Consider the following 22554-nt stretch of genomic DNA (forward strand, 5'->3'; position numbering starts at 1 on the left):
GGGAACAGGACTCAAGACATGTTCAACGGTAAATCGATTTTCATCTCCGGCGGCACCGGCTCGTTCGGGCGCAAGTTCATTGCGCGCCTGCTCGAGCAATACCAGCCCAAGCGCGTGGTGGTGTTCTCCCGGGATGAGCTCAAGCAATACGAAATGCAGCAGACGTTCAACGCGCCGTGCATGCGTTACTTCCTCGGTGACGTGCGCGACGCCGATCGTCTGCGCCAGGCCATGCGCGGCATCGACTACGTGGTGCATGCCGCGGCGTTGAAGCAGGTGCCGGCGGCGGAATACAACCCGACCGAATGCATCCGCACCAACGTCAACGGCGCGGAGAACATCATCGCCGCCGCCATCGACAACGGCGTGAAGAAAGTCGTCGCGCTGTCCACCGACAAGGCGGCGAGCCCGATCAACCTGTACGGCGCCACCAAGTTGCTGTCGGACAAATTGTTCGTCGCCGCGAACAACATCGCCGGTGAACAACAGACGCGTTTTGCCGTGGTGCGCTACGGCAACGTGGCGGGTTCGCGCGGGTCAGTGGTGCCGTTTTTCAGCAAACTGATTGCCGAGGGTGCAACCGAACTGCCGATCACCGACGAGCGCATGACCCGGTTCTGGATCACTCTCGATCACGGCGTGCAATTCGTCCTCGACAGCTTTGCGCGGATGCACGGCGGTGAAGTGTTCGTGCCGAAGATCCCGTCGATCCGTGTGGTCGATCTGGCTCGCGGCATGGCCGAGCATCTGCCGCACAAGAATGTCGGCATCCGTCCGGGCGAGAAACTGCACGAACTGATGGTGCCGCTGGACGATGCGCGGATGACCCTGGAGTTCGAGGATCACTACACGATCCAGCCTTCGATCCGCTTCACCAGCGTCGATGTCGATTTTGCCGTCGATAAACTTGGCGAGCACGGGCGGCCGGTGGGCGAGGACTTTGAGTACCGCTCCGACACCAACCCGCACTTCCTCTCGGTGGGGCAGATCGCCGACCTGCACGCGAAGCTATCGGTATGATTCCCTACGGTCGGCAAAGCCTCGACCAGACGGACATCGACGCGGTCGTCGAGGTGTTGCAGTCCGACTGGTTGACCCAGGGACCGACCATCGAGCGTTTCGAACAGGCGATGGCCGAGCGTTGCCAGGCTGATTTCGCCGTCGCGGTGTGCAACGCCACGGCGGCGCTGCACATTGCCTGTCTGGCGGCGGGGCTGGGAGCGGGCGACCGCTTGTGGACCACGCCGAACACCTTTCTTGCGTCGGCCAACTGCGGTCGCTACTGCGGCGCCGACGTTGATTTTGTGGACATCGATCCGCTGACCTGGAACCTCGATGCCGAGGTGCTGGCCAGCAAACTCGACGCGGCCGAGCGCGACGGCACCTTGCCCAAAGTGCTGGTGGCGGTGGCGTTTTCCGGGCAGAGCTGCGACATGCGGCGCATTGCCGAACTGGCCGAACGCTACAACTTCACCGTGATCGAAGACGCTTCCCACGCGGTCGGCGCGAGCTACGCCGGGCGCCCGGTGGGTTGCGGTGAGTTCGCGGCGATGACCGTGTTCAGTTTCCATCCGGTGAAGATCATCACCAGTGGCGAAGGCGGCATGGTGCTGACCAATCGCCCGGAGCTGGCCGAGCGTCTGCAACGCCTGCGCAGCCACGGCATGACCCGCGATCCGCAGCAGATGACCGAGCCCAGTCACGGCCCGTGGTACTACCAACAGGTCGAGCTGGGTTTCAATTATCGAATCACCGATCTGCAAGCGGCACTGGGCCTGTCACAGCTGAGCAAACTGGACGACTTCATCGCCCGTCGCCGGGCGCTCGCCGCACGTTACGATCGTTTGCTGGCGTATTTGCCGGTCACCGTGCCGAGCGCCCAGCCGGAGGCCGAATCGGCCTGGCACCTGTACGTGGTGCGCTTGCAGACCGATCGCCTCAACCTCAGCCACCGTCAGGTGTTCGAAGGCTTGCGTGCCGCCGGTATCGGCGTGAACCTGCACTACATTCCGGTGCATTTGCAGCCGTACTATCGTGAACTGGGTTTTGCCGAGGGTGACTTCCCCGAGGCCGAACGTTATTACGCCGAAGCGATCAGCCTGCCGCTGTTTCCGTTGTTGAGCGATCAACAACAGGATTACGTGGTCGAGCAATTGCGTCGGTTGACTGAATGAGTGCCGTTGCGGCGGTGGATGGAAAACGGCAATGCGTGATCTGAGCGAACAGGAACAATTCTGGCAGGGCGAATTCGGTAACCAGTACGTCGACCGCAACGTCGGGCAACCGCTGGTGGCCGCCAATCTGGCGTTGTTCGCCAAAGCACTGACCCGGGCCGGACGGGTCGACAGCCTGCTGGAACTGGGCACCAACGCCGGCAACAACCTGCAGGCGCTGCGTCAGTTGCTGCCGCGTTGCGAGCTGTTCGGGGTCGAAATCAATGCCAGTGCCTGCGCCCAGGCGCGTGCGCTGGAGATTGCGAACATCTGGCACGGTTCGCTGTTCGACTTTCCCCGTGAGCGCCAATACGACCTGACCCTGAGCAAAGGCGTGCTGATCCATCTGGCCCCGGAGCTGTTGCCGACGGCCTATGCGCAGTTGTACGAGCTGAGCCAGCGCTACATCCTGATTGCCGAATACTACAATCCGTCGCCGATGGAAGTGTCCTATCGTGGCAACAGCGGCAAACTGTTCAAGCGTGATTTCGCCGGGGAAATGCTCGATCGCTATCCTGATCTGCAACTGCTGGATTACGGATTCGGTTATCGCCGCGATCCGCAATTTCCGGTGGACGACATCACTTGGTTTCTGCTGGAAAAACGTCCTTGAACAACGTCGCAATCATCCCGGCCCGCGGGGGCAGCAAACGCATCCCGCGCAAGAATCTCAAGCCGTTCGACGGCGTGCCGATGATTGTCCGTTCGATTCGCACGGCGCTGGATTCAGGGTTGTTCGAGCAGGTCGTGGTCAGTACAGACGACGCAGAGATCGCAGACGTGGCGCGGGCCAACGGTGCTCATGTGCCGTTCATGCGTCCGGTGGAGCTGGCCGATGACTTCACCGGCACTGCGGCGGTGATCGCGCATGCCTTGCAGCAGCTGCCGGCCTTCGAATACGCCTGCTGTGTGTACGCCACGGCGCCGCTGTTGCAGGCGCGGTTTCTGCGTCAGGGCCTGGAGTTGCTGGCGCAGCATCCGGACAAGTCCTTTGCTTTTTCAGTCACTGATTTCGGCTTTCCGGTGCAGCGCGCCCTGACCCTGGACGGGCAGGGCGCGCTGACGGCGTTGTACCCCGAGTTTCGCAATACCCGTTCGCAGGATCTGCCGGCTGCCTTTCAGGATGCCGGCCAGTTCTATTGGGGCCGTAGTGAGGCCTGGCTGAGTGGCGAGGTGCTGTATTCGCCGGCCAGTCTGCCGGTGATCCTGCCCCGGTATCTGGTGCAGGACATCGATACCGTCGAAGACTGGAAACGCGCCGAATACCTTTACGCCGCCCTCAAGGCTGGTGGAGAGCTGCAATGAGAGTGCTGATCCGCGCCGACGCCTCGCCGACCATCGGCAGTGGCCACATCGCCCGGTGCCTGACGCTGGCGCGGGTGTTGCGCGCTCAGGGCAGTCATGTGGCGTTTGCCTGTCGGCGATTGCCGGGCAATCGGCTCGATGCGCTGCAGGGCGAAGGTTTTGAGACGTTCGCGTTGCCGGATCGTTATGCCGGTGAAGACCCGGAGCAGGCCATCGAATCGATGCTGCCGTGGCAGGCGGATATCGATGCACTGGCGAAGCAGCTGGACGGTCAGGCCGGATTCGACTGGGTCATCGCCGACCACTACGGCCTCGATCATCACTGGCAGACCGCGGCCCGTCGTTTCGCGCCACGAATCGCCGCCGTCGACGATCTGGCGACCCGTCGGTACAGCGTGGACTTGCTGCTCAATCAGAACCTCTCCGGTCTCAGCGAAAACTATCAGCCGTTGCTGCCGGCCGGTTGCCGAACGCTGCTCGGTCCACGCTTCGCCATGCTGCGCGAGGAGTTCAACGGCCCGGCTATCGACATCAAACCGGTGGCGCATCGGGTACTGGTGAATTTCGGCGGCTTCGATGCGGCGCGCCAGACCCATCACGCGATGCAGGCGCTGGCGGATTTTTCCGGGCTTGAAGTGGATTTCGTCGCCGGTGCCGATAACCCGGCATGGGCAGAGATGCAGGCACTCGCCGAGACACGGCCGAACTGGCGCCTGCACAGTTTCGTCAGCGATTTTCATCGACGCATGACTGAAGCCGACCTGTTCATCGGCGCCGGCGGTGGTACCAGTTGGGAGCGCGCAGCCATGGGCCTGCCGACGATCTGCATTGCGGTGTCGAACAACCAGCAGGCCAACGGCGAGGTGATGGCGGCGGCCGGCGCGCATGTGTTCATGGGCGCGCGGGAGCAGGTCAGCGTCGAGCAACTGCGCGATGCCATCGGCTTTGTCGTGGGCAACGTTTATCTGCGCCAGAGCCTGGCCGAGCGTTCGCGGCAACTGGTGGACGGGCGCGGTGCGCTGCGGGTTGCGGCGGCACTGGCCGGCGCGGTGCTCAAGTTGCGCGCAGTGACGTTGGACGATGCGCAGGTGTTGTTCGACGGGCGCAATGCCGAGGTGGTGCGTCGCTGGTCGCTGGACAGCGCTGCGATTGACTGGACGCAACATGTGAACTGGCTGGGCGCGAGTCTGCGCAATCCTCAGCGGTTGCTGCTGGTGGCCGAGGCGGATGATGGCCCGGTCGGCGTCCTGCGCTACGATTTGCGTGGCTTCGAGGCAGAAGTTTCGCTGTATATGTTCGAAGGGCGTTTCGGCCTTGGTTGGGGCAGGGCGCTGCTGGCGCAGGGTGAAGCTTTCGTGGCTGCGCACTGGCCGCAAATGACCGCCATCACTGCCCGGGTCTTGCCGGCCAATCGGCCCTCGATGAATGTTTTCCGTGACGCCGGGTACACACAAAGTGCCTGCGCGTTCACCAAGGTTTTGAAGGAATCCCGTCCATGAGCAGTTTCAAGATCGGCAATCGCCTGATCGGTGCCGACGCACCGCCGTTCATCATTGCCGAAATGAGCGGCAACCATAATCAGTCGTTGGACGTCGCTTTGCAGATTGTCGAGGCGGCGGCCGAGGCAGGTGCTCACGCCTTGAAGCTGCAAACCTACACCGCCGACACCATGACTCTGGATCTGGCTGAAGGCGAGTTCTTCATCAAGGACCCGAACAGCCTGTGGGCCGGCACTTCGTTGTACGACCTGTACGAGAAGGCTCACACCCCCTGGGAATGGCACGCGCCGATCTTCGCCCGGGCAAAAGCGCTGGGCATGCTCGCGTTTTCGACACCGTTCGATGACAGCGCCGTGGACTTCCTTGAAAGCCTCGAGGTGCCGGCCTACAAGATCGCCAGTTTTGAAAACACCGATCTGCCGCTGATCCGGCGTGTTGCGGCGACCGGCAAGCCGCTGATCATTTCCACCGGCATGGCCAGCATCGCCGAGCTCGACGAAACCGTACGCGCCGCCCGCGAGGCCGGGTGCAAGGATCTGGTGCTGCTCAAGTGCACCAGCACCTACCCGGCGACGCCGCTCAACAGCAATGTGCGTACCATCCCGCATCTGCGAGAGCTGTTCGGTTGTCAGGTGGGGCTGTCCGATCATTCGATGGGCGTCGGCGTTTCGGTGGCGGCTGTGGCGCTCGGAGCTACAGTGGTTGAAAAGCACTTCACCCTCGACCGCGCGGCGGGCGGGGTGGACGCCAGTTTCTCGCTGGAGCCAGCGGAAATGGCCAGCCTGGTGGTCGAGACCGAGCGCGCCTGGCAGGCCATGGGCCAGGTGCATTACGGCGTGACCGAGGCTGAGAAAAAGTCCCTGGTTTACCGCCGGTCGCTGTACGTCACGGCCGACATGGCGGCCGGTGAACCGTTCACGGCGGCCAATCTGCGCGCCATTCGTCCCGGTCTCGGTCTGCCGCCCAAGCACGCCGATGCCGTCCTGGGCCGCCGCGCGCGGGCGCCGATCAAGCGCGGTACGCCGCTGGAATGGTCATTGGTCGAATAACCCGATCTGCACCGATTCGGCAAAATAGCGTGACCTGCGAGTCATAACGCGCATCTTCACTGTATTGTATTGACCGGGGAGATGGCGCCTGGCCCGTTATCGGTTGCAGTGATAGCCCTTTGCGCTCCCCGTGGCTGCCCGTTGTGGCGGCCGTTTTCTGTTTGTCGGCGCCCCTCGAATCCTTGCGAGCGGTGGTATTGGGCTGTTTATTATTGGGAAGCCGTAATGATTGGCATAAAAAGCATTGCGAGCTACGTTCCTGTAGCCGGCGTGGACAATTACGCACAAGGTGCAAAATTCGAGAAGGATGAAGAATTCATCCTCGGCAAGATCGGTTCGGCCTTCCTGCCACGTAAAGACGCAGAACAGGAAACTTCCGATCTGTGTGTTGAAGCGGCCAATGCGCTGTTTGCCAACAACCCTGAACTGAAACGTGAATCCATCGATGCACTGATCGTCGTCACCCAGAACGGTGACGAAGAAGGCCTGCCGCACACCGCAGCAATCGTCCAGGACAAACTGGGTCTGCCAACCAATGTCGCCGCGTTCGACATTTCCCTGGGCTGCTCCGGTTACGTTTATGGCATCTACGCGATCAAGGGCTTCATGGAAGCTGCCGGCCTGAAGAACGGCCTGCTGATCACCGCTGACCCATATTCGAAGATCGTTGATCCGGAAGATCGCAACACCACCATGCTGTTCGGCGACGCCGCCACCGCGACCTGGATGGGCGAAGACCCGACCTGGGCGTTGGGCAAGGCCAAGTTCGGCACCGACGGTTCCGGTGCGCCGCACCTGAAAGTCACCGATGGCGTGTTCTTCATGAACGGTCGTCAGGTGTTCAACTTTGCGTTGCTCAAAGTCCCGGCGCACTTGCATGAGTTGCTCGACGATTCGGGCCTCAACGCCGATGACATCGATGCCTTCTGCATCCACCAGGGCAGCGCGGCGATTGTCGATGCCGTGGCGCGCCGCTTTGAAGGCGAGCCGGAGAAGTTCATCAAGGACATGGTCGAGACCGGCAACACCGTGTCGTCCAGTGTGCCGCTGCTGCTGGAAAAACACGTGATGGATTCCGACTGGAACCGCATCGCGATCAGTGGTTTCGGTGTCGGTCTGTCGTGGGGTTCGGCGATTATTTATCGTCCTTGAATCCGTTAAAAACGGCGGATACAAAAATAGCGTTCAAGGGTTAACCTTGAACGCTATTTTTTTGCCTGAAGGGAGCGCGAGGCGCCATGAGCGAGTTTTTCCAGGCCAATGCCCACGTCATTGAGCGACGCTGGCCGGCGCTGTTCGCGCGATTGCTGAACGAAGACAGTTCGGTGATCGACGCCGGATTGACACAGGGGCTGGGTTCGACGCTGAGCATCAACGGCATTCAGCTCACCAGTCGCCACGACCGCGTCCATGAGGCCCGGGTTCAGGCCGCCAGCCTGCCGGCGGACAAGTCGCGATTGCACGTCTATGGCACCGGCCTCGGAGATTTGCCGACGGTTCTGCTGGAGCGTGCCGGGCTTGAGCGGCTGTATGTACACATCCTCAATGGCGCGCTGTTTGCGCTGGTGTTGCAGTTGCTCGATCAGCGGCAATGGCTGGAAGACTCGAGGGTAGAGCTTCTGTACGCCGGGGACATGCCGGACATCTGCACGCCGTTCTTTGCCTTGCCTGCCGAAATGCTGCTGGCCGATGACTTCAACGCGAAGATCCGTGATCGGCTGGTCAGTGAAGTGCACTTGAGTTTCAACAATCGTGAGTTTGATCCGCAGTCGCCGTTCATTCTGCAGCGTCTGCAGGACTGCTTGCCGGTGCTACTCGCTGACGATGATGTGGCGCAATTGTTCGGCACTTGCACTGGCCGGGAAATCTACGTGATCGGCACCGGGCCGACGCTTGAGCAGCATTTCGAGCGACTGGCCACGATTCGCGAGCGAGACGAGCGCCCCTTGTTCATTTGCGTCGACACCGCTTACCGGCCGCTGCGCGAGCACGGGATTGTGCCCGACTATGTAGTGAGCATCGATCAGCGCATCAGCTTTCGGCATTTGCCTTTCGAAGAATCCGACGGCATTCCCTTGGTGTATCTGCCCATGAGCGATCCTGAGGTGTTGAGGGCCTGGAAGGGCAAACGCTATGGCGGTTATTCGCTTAGCCCGGTCTACGCAGCGTTGCGAGAGCAACATCCACGGGCACTGCTGCATGTGGGTGGCAGCGTGATTCACCCCGCGGTGGATCTGGCGGTGAAGATGGGGGCTGCGCAGATCACCCTGTTCGGCGCCGACTTCGCTTTCCCGATGAACAAGACCCACGCCGGCTGGAACGATGGTGATCTTGGGCCGTCGGTGAATCAGGCGCGGCACTGGGTGCGTGACGGGTTCGGTGAGCGCGTCAGTACGCAGCTCAATTTCCGCGGTTATCTGTGTGTGCTGGAGCGATACATCGCCAGCCAGCCGCACGTCGAGTTTTTCAACAGTAGTCGCGCAGGAGCGTTGATTGCCGGGACGCGCTTCAATCAGGAGTTCGTGCAATGAGTGCAATGCAACGAAGTGTCGACGAATGCCGTCGGTGTGCCGGCCTGTTTCGTCTGGGGCGTGATGTCGAAGCAGCGCTGGACATGGTTGATGTATTCGAAGGTGCGCAGCATTTGCTGGTGTCCGCCTCGCCGGATATCCAGCAGTCGTGGGCGCAAGTGCTCACACAAATGCTCGATTGTCAGGAGCGCCAGGATTGGCTCGGGCTCGCCGACTTCATGGAGTACGAATTGATCCGGTTACTGGAAAGTTCGGCGTCCTGAGAAATGCCGATAGCGCTGGCCCGCAGGTTTGCGCTGCAGACGGTTTCATGGCGTCATTTTTCCGAGGGTGAAGTGCTGCTAAGTCTTTGTTTTCTAGGGGGTGGCAGGGTGATGGCAAATTTTTTCAAAAAAGCCCTCAAGCAACCTGCAAACCCGACGATAACTATTACGAAGGTTCTCTAGGCCATACCCGGCGGTTGCCAGGGCCGGAAGCCGCAGTACCCAACCAACGAGGAATTCGTCATGGCTTTAACAGTAAACACCAACACCACGTCGTTGAACGTTCAGAAGAACCTGAACCGCGCTTCCGACGCTCTGTCGACTTCGATGCAGCGCCTGTCTTCCGGCCTGAAAATCAACAGCGCTAAAGACGACGCCGCTGGCCTGCAAATCTCCAACCGTATGTCTTCCCAGATCCGCGGTAACACCCAGGCCATCCAGAACGCCAACGACGGTATCTCCGTTGCTCAGACCGCTGAAGGCGCTCTGCAAGCTACTACCGACATTCTGCAGCGTATGCGTGAACTGGCTGTTAAAGCACGTAACGGTACCAACGGCACTGCTGACCAGACCGCTACCAACGCTGAATTCGCACAAATGTCCGACGAGATCACCCGTATCTCGGCTTCGACCAACCTGAACGGCAAAAACTTGCTGGACGGTTCGGCTGGTACTGTGACCCTGCAAGTTGGCGCAAACACCGGTTCGGCTAACCACATCGACCTGGTACTGAGCTCCAAGTTCGACGCCGCCAGCCTGTCGGTAGGTAGCGGTACTGTTGTTCTGACCGGTGCTACTTCGGCTGCCGCCGCTTCGAACATCGACAACGCTATCACTGCAATCGACGCCGCTATCGCTGCAATCGGTGCAACTCGTGCCAGCCTGGGTGCTTCGCAAAACCGTCTGAACAGCACCATCCAGAACTTGCAGAACATCAACGAAAACACCACTGCTGCACAAGGTCGCGTACAAGATACCGACTTCGCCGCAGAGACTGCTAACCTGACCAAGCAGCAAACCCTGCAACAGGCTTCGACCTCTGTTCTGGCTCAAGCCAACCAACTGCCTTCCGCTGTACTGAAGCTGCTTCAGTAATTTCGGAATGAGTTTTGGCGGGGGAGTGCGCTTGCGTGCTCTCTCGCTTTTTCACGTTAAGAGGTGATGAGCATGGACATGAGCGTAAAGCTTAACGTGACTTATCCGGCTCCCAAGCCAGCCAGTACCGTCACCGACAAGCCGTCGGAGACCAAGCCTCACGTGGTTGATGCTGTTACTGATTCGAAAAAGAGTCAGGAAACGGATGAAACCAAATTGAAGCTGGCGGTGCAGGAGATCGAGAAGTTTGTTCAGTCGATCAAGCGTAACCTGGAGTTCTCGATCGATGAGCATTCCGGAAAGGTCATCGTCAAGGTGATCGCAAGCGAGACGGGCGAGGTCGTACGACAGATCCCCTCCGCAGAAGCTCTCAAGCTGGCAGACAGCCTCGCCAATGCGAGCCACGTGTTGTTCGACGCCAAAGTCTGATAGCTGGCATGAATCGTGTTTGAAGTTCTTTAGACCCCACAAGGGTCAAAAGACTGGCAACAACCCCAAGGGAGATGCACATGGCAAGTCCAATTTTACCGGGTTCCGGCCTGGGTTCCGGCCTGGACATCGGTGCGATCGTTACTGCGCTGGTCAACGCTGACAAGTCGGCGAAACAGACGCAGATCGATGCCAGTACCAAGACCAACACGCTGAAGATTTCCGGTGTCGGTACGCTGAAGAGTGCGCTGACTGCATTCCAGACGGCGATGACCAACCTGGGCAGCAAGACCAATCCGGCGTTTTCCGGTTACACGGCCACTTCGGGTACTCCGAGTGTTCTGGGCGTGACTTCGGATAACACTGCGGTCTCGGGCACTTACAGTGTTGTTGTGAACAATCTGGCTACCGGCTCGAAAATAGCCAGCGCATCCTTTGCCGGCGGTGCTGCCAGTGCCATTCCGAGTGGTACTCTGAAAATCAGTCAGAATGGCACTGATTACAATGTCACGATTCCAGCCAATGCGACCTTGCAGACTACTCGTGACGCGATCAACACGGCTCAGGGTATCAATGGTATTTCTGCCAACATCGTGACGGATAGCACCGGTTCGTCGCGTCTGGTCATCAGCTCGAGCAAGACAGGCGCGGGCTCGGACATGACGGTCAGCGGTATTGCCGGTCTGGAAATCGATGGCACCAAACCGATGAGTGCCACCCCGGCGGCGGGTGATTCCGGAGCGGTCAATGGGCTCGCCAAGGATGCATCGCTGACCATCGATGGCCTGGCGGTGACCAGCAAAAGCAACAATGTGACGGGTGCCATCAGTGGTTTGTCGATGAACCTGCTGACTGTCCCTAATCCGCCTGGCACGCCCGTTGTGGTGAGTGTTGACGCCAACACCAAGGGATTGCAGACGTCGGTTCAGGCCTTCGTTGATGCCTACAACACCTTGAAAAGTACTGTCGACACCTTGTCCAAGGCAACGCCGGACGAAGATGGCAAGCTGACCGTTCAGGCGGCTTTCACTGGGGATTCCCTGCCGCGTTCGCTGATTGCCGATATTCGTAGCCAGTTGACCATGCCAAGCGGCACCACCGGCGGTCCGATGGCCTACCTGTCGCAGCTGGGCGTCATGACTGACAAGCTCACCGGTAACCTGACTTTCGACACGGTCGCGTTCAACAAAACGATGAGCACGCCAGGCATGACCGGCCAGGTCCAGCAGATGTTCTCTGGCACCACCGATAAAAACGGTTTGTTGGCGCGCATGAGCAAGGCGGTGGATCCGTACCTCAAAGGGGCGGATGGTGTATCTCCCGGTTTGCTCGATCAGCGCATGACCATCCTGAACGGTAACGCGCGCAGCCTTACCGCCCAGCAAACGGCTCTGGATATACGCGTTGCCGGCATGACCAAGACGTTGACTGCAAAATACAACGCCATGGACTTGCTGGTAGGGCAAATGAAGGCCACGGCGAGCAGCATTACGTCGTTCTTCAGCTCGCTGAACGCTCAGCAATCTGCGAAGTAACATGTAAGAGCGACAAAAACCCGGCTACGCTTTCGAGCGTGTGCCGGGTTTTTGTCTTGTGGTCTAAAGTTTTTCGGCTCGCTGGCGATACACTGGTCATGCGAGTCATTGTGGCAAATGAGGTAGAACATGAATCCGATGTTAGCCCTTCGGCAATACCAGAAAGTTGGCGCCCACGCTCAGACGTCCGAAGCGAGCCCCCACCGTCTGGTACAAATGTTGATGGAAGGTGGTCTGGCGCGCATTGCGCAGGCCAAGGGCGCGATCGAGCGCAAGGACATCCCTGCAAAATGCACGGCGATCGGCAAGGCCATTGGCATCGTCAGCGGCTTGCGTGAAGGCCTGGATCTGGAGAAGTCCGCCGATACGCTGGCTGATCTGGACGGGCTGTATATCTACATGATGAAGCGTCTTGCCGAGGCCAACATCAACAGCGATCCGCGTATTCTGGATGAAGTCGCCGGCTTGCTGAGCACGGTAAAAGAAGGCTGGGACGCCATCGCGCCTACGCCAGCTCCTCAGTTCTAAGGAGATCACCATGAGTCTTGTATTGCAGCGAATCGAAGAAACCCGAGAAGCGTTGGTCGGTGCCCTGGCCGAGCGCAACTGGGAGGCGATCGGTCAACTGGACCTCGATTGCCGTTCCTGCATGGAAGATGTCTTGAGTGAGGCTTCGGTGGATGAAGTGGCGCTACGCGACAATCTTGAGGAGCTGCTGCATGTGTACAAGGAGCTTCTTGAGGTCGCCATGGGTGAGCGTCAGGCGATAGTCGACGAGATGTCGCAGATCACCCAAGCGCAGAACGCGGCAAAGGTTTACCATCTGTTTGGTTAATTAACCCTCAGTTAATCCAGACATGTGCGCCATAAATTTGACTGTGCACGGTTTTTTGACTTAACTAGTGGCTGTTTTCAGATTTCAGGCGTCTACAGGCACACGGTGTCCTGCAAGCGTCTCGCTTGCCCCTCGTTTTGGGCATTGAGTTGACTAGGGAAGTTGCTATTGCATGTGGCGTGAAACCAAAATTCTGCTGATCGATGACGATAGCGTCCGCCGCCGCGACCTGGCGGTGATCTTAAATTTTCTTGGCGAAGAAAATTTACCCTGCGGAAGCCATGACTGGCAGCAGGCAGTCGGCTCTTTGTCGTCTAGTCGTGAGGTCATTTGCGTACTGATCGGGACGGTCAATGCTCCTGGTGCGCTTTTGGGCTTGCTAAAGACACTCTCAACCTGGGATGAGTTCCTTCCGGTTTTGCTGATGGGCGATAATTCTTCGGTGGACCTGCCCGAAGACCAACGCCGCCGGGTACTTTCGACCCTCGAAATGCCGCCGAGCTACAGCAAATTGCTGGACTCCCTGCACCGTGCCCAGGTCTATCGCGAAATGTATGACCAGGCCCGCGAGCGCGGCCGTCATCGCGAACCCAACCTGTTCCGCAGTCTCGTCGGCACCAGCCGGGCGATCCAGCATGTGCGCCAGATGATGCAGCAGGTGGCCGACACCGACGCCAGCGTGTTGATCCTCGGCGAGTCCGGCACCGGCAAGGAAGTGGTTGCGCGTAACCTGCATTACCATTCCAAGCGTCGCGACGCGCCGTTCGTGCCGGTCAACTGCGGGGCGATCCCGGCCGAGTTGCTGGAAAGCGAACTGTTCGGCCACGAGAAGGGCGCCTTTACCGGCGCGATCACCAGTCGTGCCGGCCGCTTCGAGCTGGCCAATGGCGGCACACTGTTCCTCGACGAAATCGGTGACATGCCGCTGCCGATGCAGGTCAAGCTGCTGCGCGTGCTGCAGGAACGCACCTTCGAGCGCGTGGGCAGCAACAAGACCCAGAGCGTCGACGTGCGCATCATTGCCGCGACCCACAAGAATCTCGAAAGCATGATCGAGATCGGCACCTTCCGCGAAGATCTCTACTATCGCTTGAACGTGTTCCCGATCGAGATGGCGCCGCTGCGTGAGCGCGTCGAAGACATCCCGTTGCTGATGAACGAGTTGATCTCGCGCATGGAGCACGAGAAACGCGGTTCGATCCGTTTCAATTCCGCCGCCATCATGTCCCTGTGTCGTCACGGCTGGCCGGGCAACGTCCGCGAGCTGGCCAACCTGGTGGAGCGCATGGCGATCATGCATCCGTACGGGGTGATCGGCGTGGTCGAGCTGCCGAAGAAATTCCGCTACGTCGACGACGAAGACGAGCAAATGGTCGACAGCCTGCGCAGCGATCTGGAAGAGCGCGTGGCAATCAACGGTCACACGCCTGACTTCACTGCCAACGCCATGCTGCCGCCGGAAGGGCTTGATCTGAAGGACTACCTCGGTGGTCTCGAGCAGGGCTTGATTCAGCAGGCGCTGGATGATGCCAACGGCATCGTGGCCCGTGCCGCCGAACGTCTGCGCATCCGTCGCACCACGCTGGTGGAGAAGATGCGCAAGTACGGCATGAGCCGACGCGATGGTGATGAACAGGCGGATGATTGACGCCTGTTTTTCAACGGCTTCATTTATAAGCAGTTTTTTTTAGGCACGGGTATTGCTATGTCCCTCGCAACGTTCCGTTTAACTGACGGTCAGCCAAGCGAGAGAGCACAATGCCCCAAGCCTCCCAGATGTCTTCTGTTCCCGAGTCCTCGGGGCAACTGCCGTCCGTAGAGCAGGCCGGTCGGCCGGGGCTTGAGCAGGCGTTTGCGCTGTTCAACCAGATGTCGAGTCAATTGACCGACTCCTACAGCATGCTTGAAGCGCGGGTCACCGAGCTCAAGGGCGAGCTGGCCGTGGTCAGCGCCCAGCGCATGCAGGAGCTGGCGGAAAAAGAACGTCTGGCCAACCGTCTGCAAAATCTCCTTGATCTGTTGCCGGGTGGCGTCATCGTCATCGATGGCCACGGCATCGTGTGCGAGGCCAATCCCGCCGCCATCGATCTGCTGGGTTTACCGCTGGAAGGCGAGCTATGGCGGCATGTGATTACCCGTTGCTTTGCGCCCCGTGAAGACGACGGTCATGAAATCTCCCTGAGAAACGGTCGACGCCTGTCGATTGCCACCCGTTCGCTGGATGCCGAGCCGGGGCAATTGGTGCTGCTCAACGACCTGACTGAAACCCGTCACTTGCAGGATCAGCTCGCGCGCCACGAACGGCTGTCGTCGTTGGGGCGTATGGTCGCCTCGCTGGCCCACCAGATCCGAACTCCGCTTTCCGCCGCACTGTTGTATGCCAGTCATTTGACTGAGCAGGCGCTGCCGGTCGCCACCCAGCAGCGCTTTGCCGGGCGCCTCAAGGAGCGTCTGCATGAGCTGGAGCATCAGGTGCGCGACATGCTGGTGTTCGCTCGCGGTGAATTGCCGCTGACCGACCGCATCACGCCCAATGCCTTGATGCAGTCGTTGCAGGCGGCGGCGCTGACCCATGTGCAGGATCTGCCGATCCGTTGGCAATGCGACAGCCATGCGGGCGAGTTGCTGTGCAATCGCGACACGCTGGTCGGGGCAGTCCTCAATCTGATTGAAAACGCGATTCAGGCCAGTGGTGATGACGTGCGCCTGAAAGTGCATTGCTACACCCGCGACAACACCCTGCGCCTGTGCGTCAGCGATAACGGTGGCGGCATCGAGCCGGCGGTGCTGGCGCGGCTGGGCGAGCCGTTTTTCACCACCAAGGTCACCGGCACCGGCCTGGGCCTGACCGTGGTCAAGGCTGTGGCCCGTGCGCATCAGGGAGAATTGCAACTGCGTTCGCGAGTCGGGCGCGGCACGTGCGCGCAGGTCGTCCTGCCGATGTTTTCCGTTGTACAGGGAGCTGAGTGAAGGTCATGGGCATCAAGGTTCTGCTGGTCGAGGATGACCGCTCGTTGCGCGAAGCGCTGGCCGATACGCTGTTGCTGGCCGGTCACGACTATCATGCAGTGGGTTCGGCCGAAGAGGCGTTGAACGCTGTCGAGCGCGAAGCGTTCAGTCTGGTGGTCAGCGACGTCAACATGCCGGGCATGGACGGCCATCAATTGCTCGGCCTGTTGCGCGCCCGTCAGCCGCAGCTGCCGGTGCTGCTGATGACCGCTCATGGTGCAGTCGAGCGCGCGGTGGATGCCATGCGTCAGGGCGCGGCGGATTATCTGGTCAAGCCATTCGAGCCCAGGGCCCTGCTGGATCTGGTAGCGCGTCACGCCTTGGGCAGCCTTGGTGCCAGCGATGCCGAAGGGCCGGTCGCGGTCGAGCCGGCCAGTGCCCAGTTGCTGGATCTGGCAGCGCGGGTTGCCCGCAGTGATTCCACCGTGCTGATTTCCGGCGAGTCCGGCACCGGTAAAGAGGTGCTGGCGCGCTACATTCACCAGCAATCCCATCGTGCCAGTCAGCCGTTCATTGCGATCAACTGCGCGGCGATCCCGGACAATATGCTCGAAGCGACATTGTTCGGTCACGAGAAGGGGTCGTTCACCGGCGCCATCGCGGCGCAGGCCGGCAAGTTCGAGCAGGCCGACGGCGGCACCATTCTGCTCGACGAAATTTCCGAAATGCCCCTGGGTCTGCAAGCCAAGCTGCTGCGGGTCTTGCAGGAACGCGAGGTCGAGCGGGTGGGGGCGCGCAAGCCGATCACCCTCGACATTCGCGTAGTCGCGACCACCAACCGTGATCTGGCGGGTGAAGTGGCGGCGGGGCGGTTCCGTGAAGATCTCTACTATCGTCTGTCGGTGTTTCCACTGGCCTGGCGTCCGCTGCGTGAGCGGACCGCCGACATCCTGCCGCTGGCCGAGCGTCTTTTGACCAAGCACGTCAATAAAATGAAGCATGCGATGGCGAAGTTCTCGCCCGAGGCGCAGGCGTGCCTGATCGGTTATCCATGGCCGGGCAACGTGCGCGAGCTGGATAACGCGGTCCAGCGGGCGTTGATCCTCCAGCAGGGCGGCTTGATTCAGCCGCAGGATTTCTGCCTCTCCGGGCCTGCGCTGTTCGCCCCTTTGCCGGTGGCGATGCCACTCAGTCCCGTCATTCGTGAAGTCGAGATCGAGACTGATTCGGCCGGTGCGCTGGGCGATGACCTGCGTCGTCGCGAGTTCCAGATGATCATCGACACCCTGCGCACCGAGCGCGGTCGACGCAAGGAGGCTGCCGAAAAACTCGGTATCAGCCCGCGTACGCTGCGCTACAAACTGGCGCAAATGCGCGATGCGGGGATGGACGTCGAAGGCTATCTGTTCGCTACCTGAAGGGTGGTGCAAACGTTTGAAAACGCATTTCTCGAAGCGGTGCCCGTGAGCTGGCACCGTTGTTGCTAACACCTGAGTACCCGCCGAGTGAGTGTCAAAAAATTGCGGGCCGCCCAAGAGAGTAGACCATGAGCCAAGGTATTGAATTTAATCGGTTGATGATGGACATGAAGGCCATGCAAATGGACGCCATGTCGAAGCCGAAATCGACTGCCGCCGTCCCTGAAGTGGCAGGCAGCAGCTTTTCCGACATGCTCGGTCAGGCCATCAACAAAGTGAACGATACTCAACAGGCCTCGAGCCAATTGGCCAACGCGTTCGAAATCGGCAAAAGCGGCGTCGATCTGACGGACGTGATGATTTCCTCGCAGAAGGCCAGCGTGTCGTTCCAGGCACTGACCCAGGTGCGCAACAAGCTGGTTCAGGCTTATCAAGACATCATGCAGATGCCGGTTTAAGGACGAGATTGAGTCATGGCAGAAGCAGTCGCCGATAACGTTCCGGCCAAGGCCACCCCGATAGACGGCAAACCGCCGCTGTTCGGCCTGTCCTTCCTGGAAAACCTCTCCGAGATGACCGTGCTGCGTCAGGTGGGCCTGTTGGTCGGCCTGGCCGCGAGCGTGGCGATTGGCTTTGCCGTGGTGCTGTGGTCGCAGCAACCGGACTACCGGCCTCTGTACGGCAGCCTTGCCGGCATGGACGCCAAGCAGGTCATGGACACCCTGGCCTCCGCCGACATTCCCTACACCGTCGAACCGAATTCCGGCGCCTTGCTGGTCAAGGCCGATGACCTGTCCCGTGCGCGGCTCAAGCTCGCGGCCGCTGGTGTCACTCCCAGCGACGGCAACATCGGTTTTGAAATCCTCGACAAGGAACAGGGTCTGGGCACCAGCCAATTCATGGAAGCGACCCGTTATCGTCGCGGCCTCGAAGGCGAACTGGCCCGCACCATCTCCGCCCTGAACAACGTCAAGGGCGCACGCGTTCACCTGGCCATCCCGAAAAGTTCGGTGTTCGTGCGTGACGAACGCAAGCCAAGCGCATCGGTACTGGTCGAGTTGTACTCCGGTCGTTCGCTGGAGCCAGGCCAGGTCGTTGCCATTATCAACCTGGTGGCGACTTCCGTTCCCGAGCTGAGCAAATCGCAGATCACCGTCGTCGACCAGAAGGGCAACCTGCTGTCGGATCAGGCGGAAAATTCCGAAATGACCATGGCGGGCAAGCAGTTCGACTACAGCCGCCGCATGGAAAGCATGCTTACCCAGCGCGTGCACAACATTCTGCAACCGGTACTGGGCAACGATCGCTACAAGGCTGAAGTGTCGGCCGATATCGATTTCAGTGCCGTCGAATCCACCGCCGAGCAGTTCAATCCCGATCAGCCGGCGCTGCGCAGCGAGCAGTCGGTCAACGAGCAGCGCACCGCCAGCAATGGCCCGCAAGGCGTACCGGGCGCCCTGAGCAATCAGCCACCGTCGCCGGCGTCGGCGCCGCAAACCACCGGTGGCGCCCAGGCTTCCACCGGCATGGTGCAGCCAGGCCAGCCACTGGTTGACGCCAACGGTCAGCAGATCATGGACCCGGCCACCGGCCAGCCGATGCTCGCGCCGTACCCGGCAGACAAGCGTCAGCAATCCACCAAGAACTTCGAACTCGACCGTTCCATCAGCCACACCAAACAGCAGCAGGGTCGCCTGAATCGCCTGTCGGTGTCGGTGGTGGTGGACGATCAGGTCAAGATCAACCCGGCCAACGGCGAAACCACTCGTGCGCCGTGGAGCGCCGACGAATTGGCGCGCTTCACCCGTCTGGTACAGGACGCCGTCGGCTTCGACGCCAGCCGTGGCGACAGTGTCAGCGTAATCAACATGCCGTTCTCCGCCGAGCGCGGTGAAGTGATTGCCGACATTCCGTTCTACTCCCAGCCTTGGTTCTGGGACATCGTCAAACAAGTGCTGGGTGTGCTGTTCATCCTGGTGCTGGTGTTCGGCGTGCTGCGTCCGGTGCTGAACAACATCACCGGCGGCGGCAAAGGCAAGGAACTGGCCGGTCTGGGCGGTGACGTGGAACTGGGTGGCATGGGCGGTCTGGACGGTGAACTGTCCGGCGATCGCGTCAGCCTCGGTGGCCCGACCAGCATCCTGCTGCCGAGCCCGAGCGAAGGCTATGACGCTCAGTTGAACGCAATCAAGAGTCTGGTGGCAGAAGACCCGGGTCGTGTGGCCCAGGTCGTGAAAGAGTGGATTAACGCAGATGAGTGATAACCGAGCCGCCGTCGCCAAATTGTCCCGGGTCGATAAAGCCGCGATTCTGCTGCTGTCCCTGGGGTCGACCGATGCCGCACAAGTGCTGCGCCACATGGGCCCCAAAGAGGTTCAGCGGGTCGGCGTGGCCATGGCCCAGATGGGCAACGTCCACCGTGAGCAGGTCGAGCAGGTCATGAGCGAGTTCGTCGACATCGTCGGCGACCAGACCAGCCTGGGCGTCGGCTCCGACGACTACGTGCGCAAAATGCTCACCCAGGCCCTGGGCGAAGACAAGGCCAACGGCCTGATCGACCGCATCCTGCTGGGTGGCAACACCAGCGGTCTCGACAGCCTGAAATGGATGGAACCGCGTGCCGTTGCCGATGTGATCCGTTACGAGCACCCGCAGATCCAGGCGATCGTGGTCGCGTACCTCGATCCGGATCAGGCCGGTGAAGTACTGGGCAACTTCGACCACAAGGTGCGTCTGGACATCATCCTGCGCGTCTCGTCGCTGAACACCGTGCAGCCGGCGGCACTGAAAGAATTGAACCAGATCCTCGAGAAGCAGTTCTCCGGCAACTCGAACGCCTCGCGCACCACCCTGGGTGGCATCAAGCGGGCGGCGGACATCATGAACTTCCTCGACAGCTCGATCGAAGGCCAGCTCATGGACTCGATCCGCGAAGTCGACGAAGACCTGTCCGGTCAGATCGAAGATCTCATGTTCGTGTTCAACAACCTGGCCGATGTCGACGACCGCGGTATCCAGGCGCTGTTGCGCGAAGTGTCCTCCGATGTGCTGGTGCTGGCCCTCAAGGGTTCGGACGAAGGCGTCAAAGAGAAGATTTTCAAGAACATGTCCAAACGTGCTGCCGAACTGCTGCGCGACGACCTCGAGGCCAAAGGCCCGGTGCGCGTCAGCGACGTGGAAACGGCGCAGAAGGAAATCCTCACCATCGCCCGCCGTATGGCCGAAGCCGGAGAAATCGTGCTCGGTGGCAAGGGCGGCGAGGAAATGATCTAACACCATGGTCAAGAACGACGACGATGTGACGGACCTGATCCGTGCCCGGGATGTCCGTGGTTTCGAAACGTGGGCGATCCCGAGCTTCGATCCGCCGGCACCGGAACCGGAGCCGGAACCGGAGCCGGAACCGCCGGAAATGGAAGAAGTGCCGCTGGAGGAAGTCCAGCCACTGACCCTGGAAGAGCTCGAAAGCATCCGTCAGGAGGCTTACAACGAGGGTTTCGCCATCGGCGAAAAAGAAGGCTTTCACAGCGCCACCCTCAAGGTGCGCCAGGAAGCCGAAGTGGTCCTGACGGCCAAGGTCAACAGCCTTGAGCAGTTGATGGCGAACCTGTTCGAGCCCATCGCCGAGCAAGACACGCAGATCGAAAAGTCGCTGGTCGACCTTGTGCAGCACATTGCCCGTCAGGTGATCCAGCGCGAGCTGGCCATCGACTCGACGCAGATCGAACACGTCATGCGCGACGCCCTCAAGCTGTTGCCGCTGGGCGTGGGCAATGTGCGGCTGTACGTCAATCCGCAGGATTTCGAGCAGGTCAAAGCCCTGCGCGAACGCCATGAGGAAACCTGGCGTATCGTCGAGGACGAATCGCTGTTGCCGGGCGGTTGCCGGGTTGAAACCGAACACAGCCGGATCGATGCGAGCATCGAAACCCGTGTCGGCCAGGTCATGGCCAAGCTGTTCGATCAACTGCACGAACAGGCCCTGCACCCGGCCGAACCGGACCTGAGCCTGGATCTGCCGCAAACGCCGAAACCGGCACCGGTCACTGACGAGCCGCTCGCGGACGCCCCTGATGCGCCTTGAACGCACCAGTTTCGCCAAGCGCCTGAGCACCTACGCCGAGGCCACCGAAATTCCAGGCGCGCCGATCCTCGAAGGACGCCTGCTGCGCATGGTCGGCCTGACCCTCGAAGCCGAAGGTCTGCGCGCTGCCATGGGCACCCGTTGCATGGTGATCAACGACGACAGCTACCACCCGTCCCAGGTTGAAGCCGAAGTCATGGGCTTCTCCGGCAGCAAGGTTTTCCTGATGCCTGTTGGCAGTGTTGCCGGTATTGCGCCGGGCGCCCGTGTGGTGCCGCTGGCCGATACCGGTCGCCTGCCGATGGGCATGAGCATGCTCGGTCGCGTGCTGGACGGCGCCGGACGTGCGCTGGACGGCAAGGGCGGCATGAAGGCCGAAGACTGGGTGCCGATGGACGGCCCGACAATCAACCCGCTCAACCGTGATCCAATCAGCGAACCGCTGGACGTCGGCATCCGTTGCATCAATGGTTTGTTGACGGTCGGTCGCGGTCAGCGTCTGGGCCTGTTCGCCGGTACCGGTGTCGGTAAATCGGTGTTGCTGGGCATGATGACCCGCTTCACCGAGGCCGACATCATCGTCGTCGGCCTGATCGGTGAGCGGGGTCGTGAGGTTAAGGAATTCATCGAGCACATCCTCGGTGAAGAAGGCCTCAAGCGTTCCGTGGTAGTGGCATCACCGGCGGACGATGCGCCGCTGATGCGTCTGCGCGCGGCGATGTACTGCACGCGGATTGCCGAGTATTTCCGTGACAAGGGCAAGAATGTCCTGTTGCTGATGGATTCCCTGACCCGTTTCGCCCAGGCCCAGCGGGAAATCGCCCTGGCCATCGGCGAGCCGCCGGCGACCAAGGGCTATCCGCCGTCGGTGTTCGCCAAACTGCCGAAACTGGTGGAACGCGCCGGTAACGCGGAGAAGGGCGGGGGTTCGATCACCGCGTTCTACACCGTGCTGTCCGAGGGTGACGACCAGCAGGACCCGATTGCCGACTCGGCGCGGGGCGTGCTCGACGGCCACATCGTGTTGTCCCGGCGTCTGGCCGAGGAGGGGCATTACCCGGCCATCGACATCGAAGCGTCGATCAGTCGGGTAATGCCGGCCGTGGTGCCGCCTGATCACATGGTCCGGGCGCAATACTTCAAACAGCTGTGGTCCCGTTATCAGCAGAGTCGCGACCTGATCAGTGTCGGTGCCTATGTCGCCGGTGGTGATCGCGAGACTGACCTTGCCATCAATCTGCAGCCGCAACTGGTCAGGTACCTGCGCCAGGGGCTGAACGACAGCATCAGTCTGGGCGAAAGCGAGGCGTACCTCGAAACAATCCTCGCCCCTGCGACCGGCGGGTAAC

General features: G+C 60.6%; 22 protein-coding genes. All 22 read left to right on the forward strand.

Annotated features, from left to right (window positions below; genetic code table 11):
- The first annotated feature begins 18 nt into the window (after window positions 1-18).
- The 22 genes from pseB (at window position 19) to fliI (ending at window position 22553) form a co-directional block, all read left to right on the forward strand.
- Window positions 19-1020, forward strand: a complete 1002-nt coding sequence (gene pseB, locus C6Y56_RS07725) for a UDP-N-acetylglucosamine 4,6-dehydratase (inverting) (RefSeq protein WP_169429389.1) — start codon at window positions 19-21, stop codon at window positions 1018-1020.
- Window positions 1017-2174 (forward strand): UDP-4-amino-4,6-dideoxy-N-acetyl-beta-L-altrosamine transaminase, encoded by a 1158-nt coding sequence (gene pseC / locus C6Y56_RS07730; RefSeq protein WP_169429390.1) that lies wholly within the window; start codon window positions 1017-1019, stop codon window positions 2172-2174. The genes pseB and pseC overlap by 4 nt, the downstream gene beginning before the upstream one ends.
- Window positions 2175-2205: 31 nt before the next feature.
- Window positions 2206-2826, forward strand: a complete 621-nt coding sequence (locus C6Y56_RS07735) for a pseudaminic acid biosynthesis-associated methylase (protein WP_169429391.1) — start codon at window positions 2206-2208, stop codon at window positions 2824-2826.
- Window positions 2823-3518 (forward strand): pseudaminic acid cytidylyltransferase, encoded by a 696-nt coding sequence (gene pseF, locus C6Y56_RS07740; protein ID WP_169429392.1) that lies wholly within the window; start codon window positions 2823-2825, stop codon window positions 3516-3518. The genes C6Y56_RS07735 and pseF overlap by 4 nt, the downstream gene beginning before the upstream one ends.
- Window positions 3515-5017: a UDP-2,4-diacetamido-2,4,6-trideoxy-beta-L-altropyranose hydrolase gene (pseG, locus tag C6Y56_RS07745; protein WP_169429393.1), complete on the forward strand. Its 1503-nt coding sequence runs from the start codon at window positions 3515-3517 to the stop codon at window positions 5015-5017. The genes pseF and pseG overlap by 4 nt, the downstream gene beginning before the upstream one ends.
- Window positions 5014-6066 (forward strand): pseudaminic acid synthase, encoded by a 1053-nt coding sequence (gene pseI / locus C6Y56_RS07750; RefSeq protein ID WP_169429394.1) that lies wholly within the window; start codon window positions 5014-5016, stop codon window positions 6064-6066. The genes pseG and pseI overlap by 4 nt, the downstream gene beginning before the upstream one ends.
- A gap of 225 nt (window positions 6067-6291) precedes the next feature.
- Window positions 6292-7218, forward strand: coding sequence for a ketoacyl-ACP synthase III (locus C6Y56_RS07755; protein ID WP_169429395.1), 927 nt, complete (start codon window positions 6292-6294; stop codon window positions 7216-7218).
- Window positions 7219-7304: 86 nt separating this feature from the next.
- Entirely contained in the window at window positions 7305-8597 is a 1293-nt protein-coding gene (locus tag C6Y56_RS07760) for a motility associated factor glycosyltransferase family protein (RefSeq protein WP_169429396.1), read from the forward strand.
- On the forward strand, window positions 8594-8860 hold the full coding sequence (locus C6Y56_RS07765) for a hypothetical protein (RefSeq protein WP_169429397.1): 267 nt from the start codon (window positions 8594-8596) through the stop codon (window positions 8858-8860). Before C6Y56_RS07760 ends, C6Y56_RS07765 begins: the two co-directional genes overlap by 4 nt.
- 243 nt (window positions 8861-9103) lie before the next feature.
- Complete coding sequence (locus tag C6Y56_RS07770) at window positions 9104-9955, forward strand: flagellin domain-containing protein (protein ID WP_085605772.1); 852 nt, start codon at window positions 9104-9106, stop codon at window positions 9953-9955.
- Window positions 9956-10027: 72 nt separating this feature from the next.
- Window positions 10028-10384: a flagellar protein FlaG gene (locus C6Y56_RS07775; protein ID WP_169429398.1), complete on the forward strand. Its 357-nt coding sequence runs from the start codon at window positions 10028-10030 to the stop codon at window positions 10382-10384.
- An 80-nt stretch (window positions 10385-10464) separates the two neighbouring features.
- A complete protein-coding gene (fliD, locus tag C6Y56_RS07780) occupies window positions 10465-11919 on the forward strand; it encodes a flagellar filament capping protein FliD (protein ID WP_169429399.1) in 1455 nt (484 codons plus the stop codon).
- Between the two features lie 129 nt (window positions 11920-12048).
- A complete protein-coding gene (gene fliS, locus C6Y56_RS07785; protein WP_169429400.1) occupies window positions 12049-12447 on the forward strand; it encodes a flagellar export chaperone FliS in 399 nt (132 codons plus the stop codon).
- 10 nt (window positions 12448-12457) lie between these two features.
- The gene (locus tag C6Y56_RS07790) at window positions 12458-12754 is read left to right on the forward strand and encodes a flagellar protein FliT (protein ID WP_169429401.1); all 297 of its coding nucleotides are present in this window, start codon (window positions 12458-12460) and stop codon (window positions 12752-12754) included.
- A gap of 172 nt (window positions 12755-12926) precedes the next feature.
- Window positions 12927-14402 (forward strand): sigma-54 dependent transcriptional regulator, encoded by a 1476-nt coding sequence (locus C6Y56_RS07795; protein WP_016984300.1) that lies wholly within the window; start codon window positions 12927-12929, stop codon window positions 14400-14402.
- Window positions 14403-14530: 128 nt separating this feature from the next.
- The gene (locus tag C6Y56_RS07800; RefSeq protein ID WP_249314429.1) at window positions 14531-15724 is read left to right on the forward strand and encodes a sensor histidine kinase; all 1194 of its coding nucleotides are present in this window, start codon (window positions 14531-14533) and stop codon (window positions 15722-15724) included.
- Window positions 15725-15729: 5 nt separating this feature from the next.
- Window positions 15730-17121: a sigma-54-dependent response regulator transcription factor FleR gene (gene fleR, locus C6Y56_RS07805; protein WP_169429403.1), complete on the forward strand. Its 1392-nt coding sequence runs from the start codon at window positions 15730-15732 to the stop codon at window positions 17119-17121.
- Between the two features lie 128 nt (window positions 17122-17249).
- Complete coding sequence (gene fliE / locus C6Y56_RS07810) at window positions 17250-17579, forward strand: flagellar hook-basal body complex protein FliE (protein WP_085710460.1); 330 nt, start codon at window positions 17250-17252, stop codon at window positions 17577-17579.
- A 15-nt stretch (window positions 17580-17594) separates the two neighbouring features.
- Window positions 17595-19382 carry a flagellar basal-body MS-ring/collar protein FliF gene (gene fliF / locus C6Y56_RS07815; RefSeq protein WP_169429404.1) on the forward strand — a complete coding sequence of 596 codons (1788 nt, stop codon included), beginning with the start codon at window positions 17595-17597 and terminating at the stop codon, window positions 19380-19382.
- The gene (gene fliG, locus C6Y56_RS07820; protein ID WP_007958288.1) at window positions 19375-20394 is read left to right on the forward strand and encodes a flagellar motor switch protein FliG; all 1020 of its coding nucleotides are present in this window, start codon (window positions 19375-19377) and stop codon (window positions 20392-20394) included. Before fliF ends, fliG begins: the two co-directional genes overlap by 8 nt.
- A gap of 4 nt (window positions 20395-20398) precedes the next feature.
- Entirely contained in the window at window positions 20399-21205 is an 807-nt protein-coding gene (gene fliH, locus C6Y56_RS07825) for a flagellar assembly protein FliH (RefSeq protein ID WP_169429405.1), read from the forward strand.
- Complete coding sequence (fliI, locus tag C6Y56_RS07830; RefSeq protein WP_169429406.1) at window positions 21195-22553, forward strand: flagellar protein export ATPase FliI; 1359 nt, start codon at window positions 21195-21197, stop codon at window positions 22551-22553. The genes fliH and fliI overlap by 11 nt, the downstream gene beginning before the upstream one ends.
- Window position 22554 lies beyond the last annotated feature (1 nt).

This window comes from Pseudomonas fluorescens, from assembly GCF_012974785.1.
Lineage (GTDB): Bacteria > Pseudomonadota > Gammaproteobacteria > Pseudomonadales > Pseudomonadaceae > Aquipseudomonas > Aquipseudomonas fluorescens_BT.

Bases quoted from the DNA above. Each gene is read 5' to 3' on its own strand.
- pseB (WP_169429389.1), top strand. From the start codon at position 19: ATGTTCAACGGTAAATCGATTTTCATCTCCGGCGGCACCGGCTCGTTC.
- pseC (WP_169429390.1), top strand. From the start codon at position 1,017: ATGATTCCCTACGGTCGGCAAAGCCTCGACCAGACGGACATCGACGCG.
- C6Y56_RS07735 (WP_169429391.1), top strand. From the start codon at position 2,206: ATGCGTGATCTGAGCGAACAGGAACAATTCTGGCAGGGCGAATTCGGT.
- pseG (WP_169429393.1), top strand. From the start codon at position 3,515: ATGAGAGTGCTGATCCGCGCCGACGCCTCGCCGACCATCGGCAGTGGC.
- pseI (WP_169429394.1), top strand. From the start codon at position 5,014: ATGAGCAGTTTCAAGATCGGCAATCGCCTGATCGGTGCCGACGCACCG.
- C6Y56_RS07755 (WP_169429395.1), top strand. From the start codon at position 6,292: ATGATTGGCATAAAAAGCATTGCGAGCTACGTTCCTGTAGCCGGCGTG.
- C6Y56_RS07760 (WP_169429396.1), top strand. From the start codon at position 7,305: ATGAGCGAGTTTTTCCAGGCCAATGCCCACGTCATTGAGCGACGCTGG.
- C6Y56_RS07765 (WP_169429397.1), top strand. From the start codon at position 8,594: ATGAGTGCAATGCAACGAAGTGTCGACGAATGCCGTCGGTGTGCCGGC.
- C6Y56_RS07770 (WP_085605772.1), top strand. From the start codon at position 9,104: ATGGCTTTAACAGTAAACACCAACACCACGTCGTTGAACGTTCAGAAG.
- C6Y56_RS07775 (WP_169429398.1), top strand. From the start codon at position 10,028: ATGGACATGAGCGTAAAGCTTAACGTGACTTATCCGGCTCCCAAGCCA.
- fliD (WP_169429399.1), top strand. From the start codon at position 10,465: ATGGCAAGTCCAATTTTACCGGGTTCCGGCCTGGGTTCCGGCCTGGAC.
- fliS (WP_169429400.1), top strand. From the start codon at position 12,049: ATGAATCCGATGTTAGCCCTTCGGCAATACCAGAAAGTTGGCGCCCAC.
- C6Y56_RS07790 (WP_169429401.1), top strand. From the start codon at position 12,458: ATGAGTCTTGTATTGCAGCGAATCGAAGAAACCCGAGAAGCGTTGGTC.
- C6Y56_RS07795 (WP_016984300.1), top strand. From the start codon at position 12,927: ATGTGGCGTGAAACCAAAATTCTGCTGATCGATGACGATAGCGTCCGC.
- C6Y56_RS07800 (WP_249314429.1), top strand. From the start codon at position 14,531: ATGTCTTCTGTTCCCGAGTCCTCGGGGCAACTGCCGTCCGTAGAGCAG.
- fleR (WP_169429403.1), top strand. From the start codon at position 15,730: ATGGGCATCAAGGTTCTGCTGGTCGAGGATGACCGCTCGTTGCGCGAA.
- fliE (WP_085710460.1), top strand. From the start codon at position 17,250: ATGAGCCAAGGTATTGAATTTAATCGGTTGATGATGGACATGAAGGCC.
- fliF (WP_169429404.1), top strand. From the start codon at position 17,595: ATGGCAGAAGCAGTCGCCGATAACGTTCCGGCCAAGGCCACCCCGATA.
- fliG (WP_007958288.1), top strand. From the start codon at position 19,375: ATGAGTGATAACCGAGCCGCCGTCGCCAAATTGTCCCGGGTCGATAAA.
- fliH (WP_169429405.1), top strand. From the start codon at position 20,399: ATGGTCAAGAACGACGACGATGTGACGGACCTGATCCGTGCCCGGGAT.
- fliI (WP_169429406.1), top strand. From the start codon at position 21,195: ATGCGCCTTGAACGCACCAGTTTCGCCAAGCGCCTGAGCACCTACGCC.